Genomic DNA, 15,514 nt, shown 5'->3' with positions numbered 1-15,514 from the left:
GGCGCCCGCTACTTGCGTACGCGGCTACTGTGGGGGACTAATGTGCCTGATAATAGGCTTCGGCGGCTTTGAGTGCGGCACCGGGTTGGGGGAGTGTATAGCCACATTCAGGCAGGATATGTTCCAGGGCGCTCAAGACGGTGTAGACGTTCTGGCGGCTGGCATTGTAGCCCATCAGTCCGATGCGGATGAGGCGCCCTTTCAGCTCGCCAAGCCCACCCCCGACCTCTATGCTGTACTCGTTGAGGAGGGCCTTGCGTACAGCCAGCTCATCGGCACCTTCAGGGATGAGGATGGCCGTGAGCACGGGAAGCTGGTAGCCTGGCTGAGCAAGCAGTTCCAGGCCCATGGCCTTGATACCGGTTTTGAGGGCAGCGCCGTGGAGCTGGTGGCGCGTGAAGCGGGCTTCGAGTCCCTCAACGTGTGCGATGCGCAGGGCTTCATACATCCCATAGACAAGATTACTACAGATCGTATGGTGGTAGGCGTGATCGCCGTTCCAGTAGCGATTGAGCGCCAGGAGATCGAGATAATAGCTTTGAACAGGTGTGCTGCGCTTCTTAATTACCTCGACGGCGCGCTCATTGAGCGTCACAGGGGCCAGCCCGGGCAGCGCGCCGATACACTTCTGGCTGCCAGAGTAAGAGGCATCAATGTGCAGAGCGTCGACCTGCACCGGGAGGCCACCCAGACCACAGACGGTATCGACGACAAAGAGCGCGTTATGGGCGTGGGTCACGCGCTCAAGGTCTGTGAGCGGCTGATGCAGCCCGGTCGAGGTCTCCGCGATGGCGGTAGCGAAGATCTTGGCCTCGGGATGCTCCTTGAAGGCTTGCTCAAGCGCTGCGGAATCCAGGGGCTGGCCTGGTTCGGTCGCCAGTACAACAACATTAGCTCCGGCGCGGCGCGAGATATCAATGATCTTACCGCTAAAGTAGCCCAGGCTCCCCGCGATCAGAGTATCGCCAGGCTCAAGCAGGTTGGTTAGCACGGCCTCGGCCCCAGAGAAGCCCGAGCCAGAGACGCAGCAGGTCAGCTCGTTCTCGGTCTGGAAGAGCCAGCGCAGCAGCCCTGCGGTCTCCTGCATAATTGCGAAGAGCTCTGGATCGAGATGTCCCAGTTGGGGCGCGGCACCCACCCGTAGCACACGCGGATCAACATTGCAGGGACCAGGCCCCAGCAGCAGACGATAGGAAGGATTCAGCTCGGGAGGCGTAGCTCCCTCTGAGGAGCTTGTATATGGGCGGGCAAATGTTTGCGACATGAGTAGTTTTCCCTTCTAGTCATGTTATGGTGTGTGGTGCTGGATGACTTCCATTCACCATACACCATAACACATTATCTATTGACCTGGTTGGGTGGGCGCTGGCCCTGGGCGTGGGCCGCGATATTTTCGGCGGCCATAGTTGCCATGCGTGTGCGTGTTTTCAGCGAGGCGCTGGCGATATGGGGTACGAGAACCACGTTCTCCATCGTCAGAAGCTCAGGTTCAACGGCGGGTTCGTGCTCGAAGACATCGAGGCCAGCCCCCGCAATCCGCCCGGATTGCAGGGCGCGTACCAGGGCCTTCTCGTCCACCACCGGTCCACGCGCGGTGTTGACGAGAATTGCCGACGGTTTCATCAGTGCCAGCTCGCGCTCGCCAATGAGGTGATGGGTTGAGGATGCGTAGGGGACGTGCAAGCTCACAAAGTCGGACTGGCGCAATAGTTCATCCAGTTCAACATAGGTAAGCTGATAACGATCCTCGATATCTGCTGGAAGGCGCTTTGTATTGTAGTAGAGCACATGCATATCGAAGCCCCCGGCGCGTTTCGCCATGAGCTGGCCGATGCGCCCGGCGCCGATGATTCCCAGCGTTGAGCCATGGACCTCGGCCCCACAGAAGAGGAGGGGGCCCCAGCCGGTAAACTTGCCCGCGCGCAGGAATCGTTCGGCCTCGGGTACGCGCCGGGCGGTTGCCAGCAGCAGGGCGAAGGCCAGGTCGGCGGTGGTATCCGAGAGAATGCCCGGCGTATTGCTTACCGCGATCTGCTGGCGAGTCGCGGCCTCGACATCGATATTGTTATAGCCGACTGCCATGTTCGCCACCAGCTTGAGGCGAGGCGAGGCGCAGGCGCAAGTCTCCAGTAAGCGCGCGCCGATGGTATCGGTAAGCAGGCAGAGCAGATAGTCATGGCCGGGGACGCGGCGCAACAGTTCTTCCGGAGACCAGATAACACCCTCGTCCATATTGGCCTCAACCTCGCCAATGGCATGCAGGAGGGAGTAGGCGTTGGCAGGGATTTTCTGCGTCACAAGAATCTTCGGTCGCTCAGGCATGCAAAGACCTCCAGAAAAAATAGCAGTGAATTGGGAAAAGGGAGAAGCGGACTTTCATTGTAGCAAACGTATCGCTGGAGGTGCAAGCTAAAGCAGTGCATCTGTTTAACCTGGTACAAAAATAGAGCCGGGAGGAATTAGCCTCCTGGCTCTATTTTTGTACCAGGTTAAGATGTGAGGCGCTCGGCGACGTCGTTGAGGCGACGCAGGAACTGACGATCCTGGAGACGCTCCAGGGTGGGGCGCGCCATGTCAAGGTACCTGCGGTCGCCCGTGCGCTCGGCGAGCACGATATCCAGGCGCGCGGCATGGACGACTTCTTGATATTGTTCAAGCTTTTCCAGGGCGCGGGCAAAGCGCTCGTTATCGTTATTGAGTAACGCGTAAGCAGCCTCAATATACTGTTTGAAGGAATCGCTTGAGCCTAAGCCATCACTTTGGGTGTTGGTAATAAGCTCTTCTGGAAAAGCTAAGTTGCGTTCAAGGCAGAATAGCAGTATTACCCGTGCCAATCCTCCTTGAATCTCTGTTAGCTTTAAAGAGGTCAGCGAGACATCATCAGCTTGAAAAGTACTAATAATATTAGTAAATTGTTCACCCAAAGTAGGGACCTCGCCAAGGAAACGGCGTAGGAATGATGCAATGGCATCAATAGTTGGTCGATCTTCGCGGGCTAATGCCCAGCGGAGGAGATTAAAATAGCCTTCAAACATTTTGAATGTGCTCAAGTCATTGCTGCTTTGTTCACGTATCTCTTCCGCTTTGGAATAGAGTGTGTCAAGCAAATCCCAGCGACCTGCAATGAAGGCAACCACCATTACCGTGGAGAGAGTAGAACTCAGATGGAGCAGAGATTGACCCGGGCGCATGCTTTTTAATTCTTGCTGAATAAGATCGAAGCAGGTGTCATAGTTGCGCAGAGCGGCATTAGAGCGAATGAGCATCTGTAGCGCATCGCCTTGTTCCGACGCGGAGAGGTTAGCGATGGCACGACGGCGTTGAATGGGTTGGAGCGAAGCCTGAAAGTCATTTAGACGTTGGTAGAGAGACGCCTGAGCATCTAGCGCCTCGCTAAGGGCTTGAGAATCGCCCTGTTGCTCGAAGTAAGCGGTGGCATCTTGCGCGATATTGAGTAGTTGCTGTAACTCTTCATTGCAGGCCTTCATGTAGTGTGAGAAACAGGGAACGAGCTGGATGCGCCACTGTTCGTACTCGTTACCGGAGGCTGTGGCAAGAGCCTGCGCGCGCTTCTGGAGAGTGGAAATATGTTCAGCTGCATTCTCAAGGCGTTCATACTCACCAAAGCGCGTATAGTTGATGAGCAGTTTACGCAAGAGACGTGCTCCAATCAGGCTTTGAGCCGCGTCTGGCGTATGTTCCGCGTATTGTTTCTCCCAGTATGTGAAGGCTTGTCGATAAGCTTCTGCCGTGGTGAACGACCAGTAATAGCAGTCGCCCAGGTCTTCGTAAATGGAGATTAGCTCTGTCTCCGGTGCGATGGCGATGGCGCTCTGGAGGTAGTTCTGGGCCTCGAAGTAAGCCCCGGCGTGACTGGCCAGGTGGGCGGCACGGCGCAGGAAGTGGAGGGCCTTGACAACATCGAACTGAAGCTGGGTACGAATGGCGGCCTGGCGCGAGAGGGTTACGGCCTCGCGATAATGGTAGGCGATTAGCTCGGCGTACTCATCGAGATGGTCAGCATTGAGTGTCTCCAGCGAGGTCGCTATCTTCTCGTGTAGGCGTATGCGCTGTGTACGTGCGAGGGTGCCATAGGCGACATCGCGGAAGAGGATGTGGCGGAAGGCATAGGTCTGGCCCTCCGATGATACGAGAATGTCACGCTCTAGCAGGCCATCAAGCGCCTGTTGTAGCTCGCTCAGGCTATACTCGCTCAGGACCTCGGCCAGCATGGTCAGCGAGAGGGCACGCCCGGCGACCGAGGCCACCTGGAGCACCGAGCGCTCAGGCCGTGAGAGCTGATCCAGGCGCGCCTGCACGGCGGCATGGACCGTATCGGGGAGCTGTTCAATACTTGCGGCGTTCCCAGTGAGGCCGCGCTCTTGCAGGCCGCGCAGCAGCTCCAGGGCGAAGAAGGGATTGCCCCCCGAGCGCTCAACGATCTGGGTGCGTACAGCCTGAGGGACGTCCTGCATCAGGCGTGAGATCAACTCCTGCGTGTTGCGCGGCGAGAGGGGTTGCAGGGCCAGGGAGGTGAAGTTCTGGCGCCCTCCGCCCCAGTTGGGACGGCGATCCAGCAGCTCGGGACGGCTGAGCGCGATCAGCATGAGGGGGGCCTGGGTACGCAGGTGGGTGATGTATTCCACAAGATCGAAGAGACTATCGCTGGCCCAGTGCAGGTCCTCGAAGATAATGATGCGTGGGGCCTGGGTCGCCAGGACCTCGATCAGCAGTCGCCAGGCGGAGAAGATATTCTCACGGTCGGTCGTGGTCTCGCCCTCAATACCCAGGGTTGCCAGGATCAGGTCTGCCAGGCGCTCCGCGTCCGCTTGAGCATAGGTCGCGTTGAGAAAGACACGGGCCACGTTCGCACGCGTCATATCACCCTGAATAAGCTGGCTCAAGAGGCCGCGCAGGGGCCAGTAGGTCAGGGTCTGGCCGTAGGGGAGGCAGCGCGCCGTCGAAACCTGAAAGTTCTCATCGGGGTCCAGGCGAGCGAGAAACTCTTCCAGCAGGCGCGTCTTCCCGGTCCCAGCGGGCGCGGTAATAGAGACAAGCTGTGGACGCTCCTCCTCCAGAGCGCGGGCCTGTAGGAGTGCGAGCTGCATCAGGTCCTGCTTGCGGCCAACTAGGGGCGGGCGCTCAACCTTGCGCGTGGCGCGAGGTCCTTGCAGCGGATAGACCGTAAGAGGTTTGCTCTTGCCCTTAACCTCGGCGTGGCGTGAGGCCTCGAAGAGGAAGGCATGACTGGCTGCGGCATAGGTCCGTTCTCCGGCTAAGATCTCGCCGGGATTGGCGTTCTGTTCCAGGCGGGCCGCCACGTTTACGGCATCGCCAGTCGCCATGAACTGATTGCTAGTAGAATCGCTGGTCGCCATGACCTCGCCCGTATTGACGCCGATGCGTAGTTGGAAGATGGAACCCAGCATCTCATCGTCGGCGACAGCCTTGCGCAGAGCCAGGGCGGCGGCCAGGGCGCGCTCTGGATCATCACCATGGGCCTGGGGGAGGCCAAATATCGCCATCACGGCGTCGCCAATAAATTTCTCCAGCGTCCCTCCGTGCTGGGGAATGACCTGGCGTGCATGTTCATAATAACGACCCATCAGGGCGCGGACATCTTCGGGATCCAACTCATCACCCAGGGCGGTCGAACCAGTGACATCGGCAAAGAGGATACTGACAAGCTTGCGCTCTTCTGGCATGAGGACTCCTTTTGCACATTGAAAGAATGCAAATAAATGCTGAGTTTGCTTTTCTATACATTCTAGCATAGAAGATTGCAAATATGCTGTTTGCCCGCAACTGGCGTATGCGGCTACTGTGTAGTTGTCTCACGGAGCTTACCTAAACGAGTAAGATGTGGGGTAAGAAGACTCCAGGGGCGGCGGCAGAGTAATGAGAGAAAAGATAAACTGTACCTAAATCGCAGTGTAATACGTTGTAGAAGAAAAGTCACCTACATCAATGGTAGAGATAGTTTGAACTCGTAAACAAGCACAAAAAGGAGAATGGAAGCGTGAGAGGAGGCCTATGCGTATGAAACAACGAGATACGCTGTTGGGGATAGGACTCTACGGGTGGGTGGTATTAAGCCTGTTGCTCACGGGCTGTGGTGGGGTGTCGCAGGCGCAAGAAAACGCCATAGCGAACAAGAACGCGAAAATGACTCCAAAGATCGCGAATGGATGTGGGAAAGACGCTGAGGTGAAGGCGGGAGATAGCGAAGACGAGACGATGACTGCCGATCCCAGGGTTGCCAATGGCAATAGCATGCGCGATTATTATATTCATGTGCCGACTGGCTATAATAAGACGCAGAGCATCCCCCTGGTCCTGGTATTTCATGGGACGGGGGCGCGAGGCTCGGACATGGAACAGGTCACGGGACTCTCGCAGCTAGCGGACCAGGAAAACTTTATTGTGGCCTACCCCCAGGGGTTGAAGGATAACAACGGACAGACTTTCTGGGCCAGCATTGGTACAACTCAACAAGGTATCGATGAAATCCGCTATGTCGATGATTTGCTGGATAACCTGGAGCAGAGCTTCTGTATTGATGAGCAGCGCATCTATGCCACAGGCTTCTCCAATGGCGGCGGCATGAGCTGGTACCTGGCCTGCAACTTGCCGGAGCGGATCGCGGCCTTCGCGCCAGTCTCGGGCAATTTCTATGACCTGGATACGGGCTGCAATATCAAGAAAGGTGTCCCCATTCTGGATGTGCATGGTACGGGCGACACGGTTGTGCCCTATATGGGCGGGCCTGCACCCGAGAAGCCTGATCTCCCCCTGCCATCGGTCCCGCAATGGCTCAATGAGTGGGCTAAACGCGATCACTGTGCCCAGGGACCCAATACCTTTTTCCAGAGTGGCAACGTCACAGGAGAGGAGTGGATACGCTGTCGCGATGGCTCCTCAATTGTGCATTATCGTATTGAGGGCGGCGGGCATGCATGGCCTGTCTCGCTTGGTGGCTCGCCCTCCGCGTCGGAAACCATCTGGAACTTCTTCAAGCAGCATCCACTAACATATTCGTAAGGTCTCCTCGGCGCCTATGACGCCTCGCAGGGGTATGGTGTGTGGTGGCAATGCCGCAGACATTGCCACCACACACCATACCCCTTTCTTCTTATCCCAGGTAGCGATAGAGGAGGCCGCCGAGCGAACTGGCGACAGGGAGTGGGAGCTGTTTCCAGGTAGAGGTGAGCAGACGATACTTCCAGCTCTGCTCTGAGGTCGTGGCCAGGCCCGCCTGGCGGGGATAGTAGTAGTAGGGGAGCGGGTTCAGCTCAGCGCCCCAGCGGCGTTTAAACTCCATCAGGCCCTCGTTGTCGCGGGCGGTGCGCCCCATATCGAGGACGCGGTAACCATGCTCACAGCCCCACTCGATGGCGTGCCACATCAAGAGGTTATTGGGGGCCAGGCGCAGGTAGCGTTCATCGGAGGCGCCATAGGCATAGCGCAACGTCGTACCGGACCCCAGCAGGACCATGCCAGCAATTGGTTGTTGCTCATACTCTGCCAACAAGAGGATCATCTGCTCACCTGGGGCGAAGCTCTCCCATAGTTTGTGAAAGAAGGCCGAGGGCTGGGCGGGCATCCCATGCTTGCGTGTGCGTGTGAGCACATGGAGCCGGTGATAGGTTGCCACATCGGTGGCGCTATCGGCGACACGAATGGAGAGGCCGTTCTTGCGCGCCTTCTTGACCTGGTGCTGTACAGGCTTGCGCAGGTGTGACCAGGCGAGGGCGGGATCGCTTTCCAGGTTCAGGCGCCAGGTGACATAGAGATCACTCTCGACGAAGGCTGGATGATTGGCAAGCAGAGGATTGGTGCCAGTGCGTAGCTCAAGATAGCGCGCCTTACGCTGGCGTGTCAGCTCGATAGCCTGCTCGAGTAGTTCGAGCGCGCTCGCCTCATTCTGCGCCAGCAGGGGCGCATGATCGGAGAATGGGAGCGAGACGAGATGTGTTCCCGCCAGTGGACTGCGCACAGTATAGAGAGAGAGGGTGCCTGCGAGCGAGCGAGCGGGGTCATCTGCCCCAGCGGTATAGCTCTCCAGGTGCGTGGGTTTAAAGCCATAGACGTGTTGGAGTAGACCGAGCCAACCTGGCTGGCTATAGAAAGACGCTTGCTCATGTTGCTCAATAAAGGCCTGCCGAGAGGTTTGTATTGCCGTAGTTTCAAGCATAGTCCTATCGCTCTCCCCTGTGATTTGCTTATGTTGTCGTGCTTGAGTATACCTGGAAGAAGTTGTGATGATGTTGCGATAGTGGTTTCGTTTGTGTTTATATGCATACGTACGAACGCATATATGATGCTGGCAGTAGCTATCATCTGTACCATATCACCACAGGAAGCAATGCGATCCAACCGCTTCAGCACCACATTAGTTATCGCAAATACACAGCTAAATGGTAACGTCTCTTTAAGAGCGTATTTACGAAATGAAGGGACGATAGACGTGCGACAGACAATATCACGTTCGCGCTGGCCACTCTGGCTCTGGTATGGATGGATACTGGCGTGTCTGCTCCTGGCGGGCTGCGCAGATTCGAAGGCAAGTGGGCCGCCAGCGCAGGGAACAGAAACGCAGGCCAAAAGTACCGTTAAGCCGACCCTGCCCGGCCAGGAAATCTGGAAGAACAACGTCTCATCGTATCTCTTTGGCACAAATGACTCAATAGAGTGGACGCCAAACAACATTGAGACGATGCCAACAATTCAGAGTATGATGAAGTCGGCTGGTATTCCCTTGGTCCGCTCGTTCTTCTTCTCCACGATCTCAGATAAGGATATAGATCAGCGTATAGGGACTATCGAGAAGATCGGCGCGCAGTGCCTGGTGGTGCTACCCGACTATGATAATCAGGCCTTTAATGAGCACGTAGTGCGTTACCTGGGTTCGCGCTGTCTCATGTATGAGTTCGGTAATGAAGCCAACTACAACCACCATACTATGCAGGACTATATCGCTCAGTGGAATAAGCAGATACCACTCTTGCGCCAACTTAATGCAAAGGCCAAGTTTTTTGGTCCTACACTGAGTAATATCAATATTGAGACTAACAATGAAAAATCTTCGCCACGTTTTCTCTCAACCTATCTTGCATCAATCAAATCCTCAAAGGTCTTGCCAGACGTCTTAAGCATCCACTGGTATCCCTGCTGGCAGAATACTGAGGCTGACTGCCTGGGGAAGGCGAGCGAGATTGGCTCCATAGTGACGCAGTTACGCCAGAATGTGCGCGCGAGCCTGGGGCAGGACTTGCCTATTGCCGTGACCGAGTGGAACTTTGATCCAAACGCTCCACCCCCGGCCTATGGAAACAAAACCGATTTCATCACCAAATTCACCAGGGATGCCCTCAACGCCATGATACAGGCCGGTGTGATTATGGCCTGCCAGTATGCCGCGGGCAGCTATACCGGCTATGGCGGCCTGGACATGTTTGATGTCATTACCGGTCAGCCTAAGCCACAGTTTCAGACCATCAAAGAGTTGATTCAGACATATAAGCAGGGTCCGACCGCCAGTGGCGGCAATGGGTTGCTGGTATCGCGTGGCAAGCCCGCCTTCTGCCAGAATAACGAGAATGCTGGTGGTCCGCAGAGTATCAATGATGGACAGTATGGCAACTGGGGCAAGTGGGATGCTACACAACAATCGCTGCCAACCTGGTGCGCAATCCACCTGGATAAGGGACCGAGCAAGCTGCTCTTTATCTGGGTGTGTGATTACCAGTTCGACTACATCAACGAGAATGGCGCGGGACCCGGCGCGTATACCATCACCGTCTCGGACGATAGCACAGACGGCAACGATGGTCACTGGAAGACGCTGGTCTCGGTCACCGGCAACGCCACACGCGTGCGTGAGCACCTGCTGGACTTCAGTGGTGAGAGCTGGGTCAAAATGACCGTAACTCAACTCTCGGCGAAACCACTGCGTGGCGACTTCGCCATCGACGAACTGGAGGCCTACGATGTCTCACAGAACGCAGACGACAGCTACTTCTTCTCCGGCGACTCGCTTACCGCCATGGCCTATAACCGCTATCCAGAAGATCAGCCTTCGTTCGCCGAGGACGTCCACAAGGCTTTCCCACAGCGTTTTCCCGCAATGCTGGACGCGGGCCTGGGCGGCTGGAATTCGCAAGGGGCGGTTGAGCATATCGACGAATGGCTCCAGCTCAATCCCGATATCCACTACTGGCTATTGCAATGGGGGACAAATGACGCGCTGGAGCAGGTCCCGCCCGAGAAATACGAAGCCAACATCCGCCAGCTCGTGCAGAAAATCAAGCAAGCGGGCCATATACCGATCCTGGCGCACATCCCCTCTATGAATCGCCCAGGAGGAGATAACACCGCCGTCAACACCTTAATCCAGAGCTATAACACGGCCCTCGACCGGGTCACAAAGGATGAAGGGCTGATCAGCGGCCCAGACCTGTACAAGCTCTTCTCACAGCACAAAGAGTATTTCTTGCCTGATGGCATCCACCCCACCGCCGTAGGCGCCATTGCCATGAACAATGCCTGGTTCGAGGCCGTACGTACCAAAATTAATTAATGGAGAGAGGGCAGAAGAGCGTGAGGGCCGCGGCCCTCACGCTCTTCTGCCCTCTCTCCATTCTTTTTTACTCAAAAAGTGGAGAGAATTCCAGCGTGTAGGAGGGATCTTGTAGCTCGCGATACTTGACGACCTTGGCGGGCACGCCGCCGACGATGGCGAAAGGGGGGACATCGCGGGCAACGACCGCGCCTGCCATGACAACCGCACCTCGCCCGATGGTAACCCCCTGGAGGATAGTGCAGCGAAGGCCGAGCCAGGCGTGGTCCTCAATCACGATGGGTTTATAGATGTCGGGAAAGGCGGGATGGTTGAGTTCGTGACTCCCTGTCATGAGCCAGGTGCCAGAGCTGATGCTCACGTTATTGCCGATGATAAGCCCGCCCGTGGTGTAGAGCAGGCAGCCGTGATTAATAATGGTATGGTGTCCAATGGAGACCTTGCTGCCGCCGCTACGCAGGCCGCCAAACATGATGTGCTGGCCCAGCAAGAGATGCGTTCCAGGGCCGATGCGCCAGCCAAGCATGCGCCGGTACCAGGCCCGGCGCAGCGTATGCGAGGGAATGTGATTGATAATATGATTGGTCGCGTAGCGCAGGGTAGCATTGAGAAAGCGTTTCATGAGGTATCCTCCAACTACACAATTTCACCGCCAGCCAGGCGACTCTCGTTGCGGCGTTTGCGTTGCAGGCGGCGCGAAGGCGTGGTCTCTTCCTTGCTGGTTGTGGGAAGCTGGATGGCACGCAGGCGTGGCAGCGTAGCCTCATCGAATTCAGTGACAAGCGTCTCAACGGCTATAGTCTCCGTTAACAGTTCCTCCACGGCGGGTGCGCTTCGAGATTTGTGACGAATGGCCATCTGGAGCATGCGCAGGTCCTCGGGCGGGATGGTGCGGAAGAGCAGCGCCACGGCCAGGTAGGTGCAGGCTCCCGCGGGTAAGAGCAGATAGATAGTCTGGAAGCGCAAGAGCCAGAGAACGACGCCCATGATCACGCTCGCCAGAAAGGCCTTGCTGGCAACAACCAGGCTCTCAAATGAGAAGGCCTGACGTGGGATATAGCGAATGTTAATGCATAGGAGCAGAAACTCGGTCAGGGTTGTTGTGAGAGCTGCCCCAACATGCAGAAAGCGCGGAATGAGCACGAAATTAAGAGCTAGGTTGAAGACCAGGGCAATGGTGGCCGTGATAGTGATCTTCTTCTCCTGCCGTGTGCTGATAATCACGCTAACAATCACGGTATTGATGTACAGGAAAACTAGCCCGGGGGCCAGGGCCTGAAGTGCCGGGATGGTATGTTGGAAATCTGGGTTATGGTAGAGAACGCCGATAATGGTGGGCGCGGCGACGATGAGGGCGGTGGTAATCGGCAGCACAAAGAACAGGAGAAAATTGAAGGATTTGGCGATAGCGATCTTAAGCTGCTCCTGTGAGACCAGGGTCAGATTGGCGTAGATGGGGGCCATAATGGGATTAATAATGAGTGAAGGCAGGAAGACCAGGGTATCGAAGAGGCGATAGCCCGCGCCATACCAGCCAACGACCGTTGTATTGGTAAAGAACTGGAGGAAGAGCGTATCGATGCGATAGTAGATGACTCCTATCGCGCCACTGACGATAAAGGGGATACTTGTGCGCAATAGCGAGCGGCTCGTGGCCCAGTCAAACCGGAAGCGCAGGCCTGCCTTGCGATAATAGCATAGCGCCTGCCAGAACGCGTTGACTGCTGAACTGACCAGTAATACCAGGGCCATCATCTGCACGGTGCCACCTGTTTTGAGCACCAGGTAGCCAATCAGCGCGGCGAGTCCCTTCTCCAGAATTGTGCCGATTACTGGGAAGAGGACGTTGCCAAAGGCATAGTGCAGGGCGGCAAAGGTATTGCTGGTAGAGCCACTGAGCAGGGAGATGCCGCAGATCATGATGAGCTTGCTTTGTTCGTCATCATAGCCCACCAGGTGGCAGAAGAGCAGGGTGAAGGCGTAAAGGATGAGCCAGAAGAGACTTTTCAGGAGCAGGCTATTGGAGAGATAGCTCAAGGCCTTGCTATGATCCTGAGCCACATCCCTGGTAATCTGCTGATTGAAGCCAAACTCCATGGGGAAGCCGATGAGCATGACAAAGCTGAGCGCAAAATAGAGTTCACCAAATTTGAATGCCCCCAGGAAGCGTCCATAGGCAATGGTCAGCAGAAAGGTTGAGGTCCAGGTGATGGCCTGTCCTAAAAGAGAAATAGCGGTACTGCCCACCACTCTACGCAATTTGTCCATTGTTTACACCTTTTGTTTAAATGCGCCACGTAGCGCCCGTTGAAGTACCGTTGCCATGTCACCAAAAGCGGGAAGCGGATCGCGCCAATCCCAGACCGAGAAGGTAATCTTCTTGAGCAGGGAGCGGAGGTAGCAATCAAGAGAAAGATCGCCAAAACGTATCTCCTGTATACCGGCGGGTATATCGGTGATGGCCCGCATCCAGCAGTAGTCGTAGTGTGGTTGCTGGGGTGTGGGTGACTCACCATGCAGAGCGCTATAGTGAATAAAGGGAAAATCTAGGCCGCAGGCCATACAGAGTGTATGCCAGCCCCAGGGGCGCACATTGATATCGAGCACTTTATAGTCGCCCGAGCGGGGATCCTGCTTGAACTCAACCTCTACCATGCCGGTCACGCGCATATGGCGTACAATTTTTGCAGCCAGGTCGCAGAGACCGGGAATCTCCATGGCCTCCACAAAACTGCTGCCCAGGCCATAATGAATGGGATACTGCCGCGTACGGCGCGCGGTCATGCTCAGGCGAATCTCGCCGTCCTCACAGAAGGTCGCGACCGAGAACTGGCGCAGCCCATTACCCGGGATGATTTCCTGGAGCATGATCTCTTCAGGTGGAATAATCTGGGCGATGCGACGGTAGTGTGTGAATAGCTCATCGCGCGTCGTCACTGGCAGGGCTTTTATGCGGACGACATGCTGCAGGTTAATCGAGACCGCTGGTTTGAGGATCACGGGGAAGAGAATGCCCATTTGATCCAGGTCCTCCTCTGAGGTTGGATACCAGGTCCTGGGCGCGGGCACGCCCACATCTTCCGCCATGCGATAGGTCAGGCGTTTATCATGTGCCCAGCGAATCACGTTCCAGTCCTGGGTGGCCAGGAGATAGAAGCGCGAGAGCTCATGCGTATGGCGCGCAACAAATCCCACACAGGTATCGTCCGTGGGGAGAAGTATCCACTGATCAAGTTGTAGGTGTTTGCTGAGGCTGAGCAAAAAACTCAGAAATAATGGGCCATCCATGCGCTCCCCGTGCCACTTAATGCGTTGGGTTGTGTAGCGCGAGAACCAGGCGGAGCGAGGGACATTATCCACGACATAGCACGGAATGCCCCTACGCCCCAGACTACGCACGATGCCCAGGGCTTTGAAATCACTACCAAGGACGATAACACCGGGTTTTGCTTGTGGTTCTGACATAGGTAACACCTTTGTTCCATTCCAGGAGGAATGATGGTCTAGCCAGAGGCTAGGCCATCATTGCCGCATGTTTGGCAACCTGTTGCGCCGCGACACGCGCCCCGACCACGAAGCGACAGAGCGGCCCAAAGTTATAGTTGGCGGAGGCACCAACAAAGTGCAGGTTGGGAACGGACGACTCAAACCAGCGATTCAAAAGCGGATGACCCTGCTGCTGTTGCACCTGGTTGCGTAGCTCCTGATCCAGGTATGTCAGTTTTTGGACATTGGTCTGGTAGCCAGTTCCAAGGATGATGTGATCAACTTCGCGTGTGCTGCCATCGCTCAGGCGCAGGTGAGCATACCCCCCCTGTTCATGGGCCTCGGTCACGGTGGTGAGAGGCGTAAGCGTAACATGCCCTTCTACACGCGGGCGTAACCAGCGTGACCCAGACGGGCGGACCGCGCGCTGATCCAGGGAACGTCGAGTCTCCTCAGAGAAAAGGCGGAAGAGCAGCGGATTCGCCACAAGCCAGTTGACGCCTGGAGGACCAACATCACTGGGTGGGTAGAAGATACGTTTCAGTGGTCCCGTAAGGTAATAGAGGCGGCGATCAATCCAATTGATGGGGCCGCGCGCGATGACCTCCACGGAGGCCGCACCAGCCTCGTGGAGCAGCGCGGCTGACTCCAGCGCGCTCTGACCACTACCAATGACCACCATATGCTTATCGCGGAACTGGCTATGTTCGTGATGCTCCTGGCTATGGCTTGCCAACTCATGTGGCAGGCCAGCGATGACTTCGGGAATATGTGCGAAGGGCGCGACACCCGTCGCCAGCGTAACCGTGTTCGCCTGCATCTCGCGCCCGTCGGCCAGCTCCAGGCGGAACGCCTTGCCATCGCGGGCGACCCGGCTGATATAGGTTGGGTCTACCTCGGGGAGTAACTGTTGCTGGAACCAGTGTCCATAATTCAGAAATGTTTTGAGCGCAACTGGTTCCTGCTTGCCTAAGCCGATACTTTGCCCATAGCGGGGCAGGCTATAGGCCCGCGCTGGATCGGAGATATTCAGCGCACTCCAGGAAGATTTTAAGTACATCTGGGATGACATCTGCTCCCAGAATTCCATGGTCTTCCCAAAAATGTGCGTGGGAAGGCCGCTGGCCTTGAGATGGGCCGCGGCTGAGAGTCCATAGGGACCCGCGCCAATAACGACATGTGCATCCTGCGCCACGTCAACCTACCTTTCAAAAGCAACCAGTGAAACTCTATTCGTGTATGTGTATTGTGCAAAAAAAGACCAAAAAAAAGACTTTTTATTGACTCGACCTCGCATCACTCCCGGCTCTTTCCTGCCAGACATATTCTTGACTATCCTGCTTTGCTTGCTATAGCAGAAGATACAGCGTAAACGTAGCAATAGGATGTTGGCACCGGTAGATAAGTAGTGTTTTTTTATGGAGGAAAGGTGAGGTTGTGTGGTAGAGG

General features: G+C 56.1%; 10 protein-coding genes. 2 read left to right on the top strand and 8 right to left on the bottom strand.

The features are described from left to right. Positions 1 to 37: 37 nt before the first annotated feature. From JMJ04_RS04625 to JMJ04_RS04615, 3 genes are all read right to left on the bottom strand, one after another. A complete protein-coding gene (locus JMJ04_RS04625; RefSeq protein WP_201369378.1) occupies positions 38 to 1,264 on the bottom strand; it encodes a pyridoxal-phosphate-dependent aminotransferase family protein in 1,227 nt (408 codons plus the stop codon). A gap of 74 nt (positions 1,265 to 1,338) precedes the next feature. Then, a complete protein-coding gene (locus JMJ04_RS04620) occupies positions 1,339 to 2,322 on the bottom strand; it encodes a 2-hydroxyacid dehydrogenase (protein WP_201369377.1) in 984 nt (327 codons plus the stop codon). Between the two features lie 167 nt (positions 2,323 to 2,489). Beyond that, the gene (locus JMJ04_RS04615) at positions 2,490 to 5,705 is read right to left on the bottom strand and encodes an ATP-binding protein (RefSeq protein WP_201369376.1); all 3,216 of its coding nucleotides are present in this window, start codon (positions 5,703 to 5,705) and stop codon (positions 2,490 to 2,492) included. Between the two features lie 334 nt (positions 5,706 to 6,039). Here JMJ04_RS04615 and JMJ04_RS04610 point away from each other — a divergent pair, with 334 nt between their 5' ends. Beyond that, positions 6,040 to 7,041 carry an extracellular catalytic domain type 1 short-chain-length polyhydroxyalkanoate depolymerase gene (locus JMJ04_RS04610; RefSeq protein WP_201369375.1) on the top strand — a complete coding sequence of 334 codons (1,002 nt, stop codon included), beginning with the start codon at positions 6,040 to 6,042 and terminating at the stop codon, positions 7,039 to 7,041. 91 nt (positions 7,042 to 7,132) lie between these two features. Here JMJ04_RS04610 and JMJ04_RS04605 read toward each other — a convergent pair whose 3' ends face one another. Next, positions 7,133 to 8,194, bottom strand: coding sequence for a lipid II:glycine glycyltransferase FemX (locus JMJ04_RS04605; RefSeq protein ID WP_201369374.1), 1,062 nt, complete (start codon positions 8,192 to 8,194; stop codon positions 7,133 to 7,135). Between the two features lie 273 nt (positions 8,195 to 8,467). Here JMJ04_RS04605 and JMJ04_RS04600 point away from each other — a divergent pair, with 273 nt between their 5' ends. Continuing rightward, a complete protein-coding gene (locus JMJ04_RS04600) occupies positions 8,468 to 10,579 on the top strand; it encodes an SGNH/GDSL hydrolase family protein (RefSeq protein ID WP_201369373.1) in 2,112 nt (703 codons plus the stop codon). A gap of 67 nt (positions 10,580 to 10,646) precedes the next feature. Here JMJ04_RS04600 and JMJ04_RS04595 read toward each other — a convergent pair whose 3' ends face one another. Genes JMJ04_RS04595 through JMJ04_RS04580 form a run of 4 tightly spaced genes read right to left on the bottom strand, consistent with a single transcriptional unit; the run spans position 10,647 to position 15,260 of the window. Beyond that, positions 10,647 to 11,201, bottom strand: coding sequence for an acyltransferase (locus JMJ04_RS04595; RefSeq protein WP_201369372.1), 555 nt, complete (start codon positions 11,199 to 11,201; stop codon positions 10,647 to 10,649). A gap of 14 nt (positions 11,202 to 11,215) precedes the next feature. After that, positions 11,216 to 12,847, bottom strand: coding sequence for an oligosaccharide flippase family protein (locus JMJ04_RS04590; protein WP_201369371.1), 1,632 nt, complete (start codon positions 12,845 to 12,847; stop codon positions 11,216 to 11,218). Between the two features lie 3 nt (positions 12,848 to 12,850). After that, positions 12,851 to 14,044 carry a carboxylate--amine ligase gene (locus tag JMJ04_RS04585; protein ID WP_201369370.1) on the bottom strand — a complete coding sequence of 398 codons (1,194 nt, stop codon included), beginning with the start codon at positions 14,042 to 14,044 and terminating at the stop codon, positions 12,851 to 12,853. A 49-nt stretch (positions 14,045 to 14,093) separates the two neighbouring features. Then, positions 14,094 to 15,260: an FAD-dependent oxidoreductase gene (locus tag JMJ04_RS04580; RefSeq protein ID WP_201369369.1), complete on the bottom strand. Its 1,167-nt coding sequence runs from the start codon at positions 15,258 to 15,260 to the stop codon at positions 14,094 to 14,096. Between the last annotated feature and the right edge of the window lie 254 nt (positions 15,261 to 15,514).

Origin of the sequence: Ktedonobacter robiniae (assembly GCF_016587375.1) — a bacterium.
In the GTDB taxonomy this organism is placed as follows: domain Bacteria; phylum Chloroflexota; class Ktedonobacteria; order Ktedonobacterales; family Ktedonobacteraceae; genus Ktedonobacter; species Ktedonobacter robiniae.
The sequence above is the reverse complement of the archived record's forward strand: the minus strand, read 5'-3'. Positions and strand labels throughout refer to the sequence as shown.

Bases quoted from the DNA above. Each gene is read 5' to 3' on its own strand.
- JMJ04_RS04625 (WP_201369378.1), bottom strand. From the start codon at position 1,264: ATGTCGCAAACATTTGCCCGCCCATATACAAGCTCCTCAGAGGGAGCT.
- JMJ04_RS04620 (WP_201369377.1), bottom strand. From the start codon at position 2,322: ATGCCTGAGCGACCGAAGATTCTTGTGACGCAGAAAATCCCTGCCAAC.
- JMJ04_RS04590 (WP_201369371.1), bottom strand. From the start codon at position 12,847: ATGGACAAATTGCGTAGAGTGGTGGGCAGTACCGCTATTTCTCTTTTA.
- JMJ04_RS04605 (WP_201369374.1), bottom strand. From the start codon at position 8,194: ATGCTTGAAACTACGGCAATACAAACCTCTCGGCAGGCCTTTATTGAG.
- JMJ04_RS04610 (WP_201369375.1), top strand. From the start codon at position 6,040: ATGAAACAACGAGATACGCTGTTGGGGATAGGACTCTACGGGTGGGTG.
- JMJ04_RS04595 (WP_201369372.1), bottom strand. From the start codon at position 11,201: ATGAAACGCTTTCTCAATGCTACCCTGCGCTACGCGACCAATCATATT.
- JMJ04_RS04585 (WP_201369370.1), bottom strand. From the start codon at position 14,044: ATGTCAGAACCACAAGCAAAACCCGGTGTTATCGTCCTTGGTAGTGAT.
- JMJ04_RS04615 (WP_201369376.1), bottom strand. From the start codon at position 5,705: ATGCCAGAAGAGCGCAAGCTTGTCAGTATCCTCTTTGCCGATGTCACT.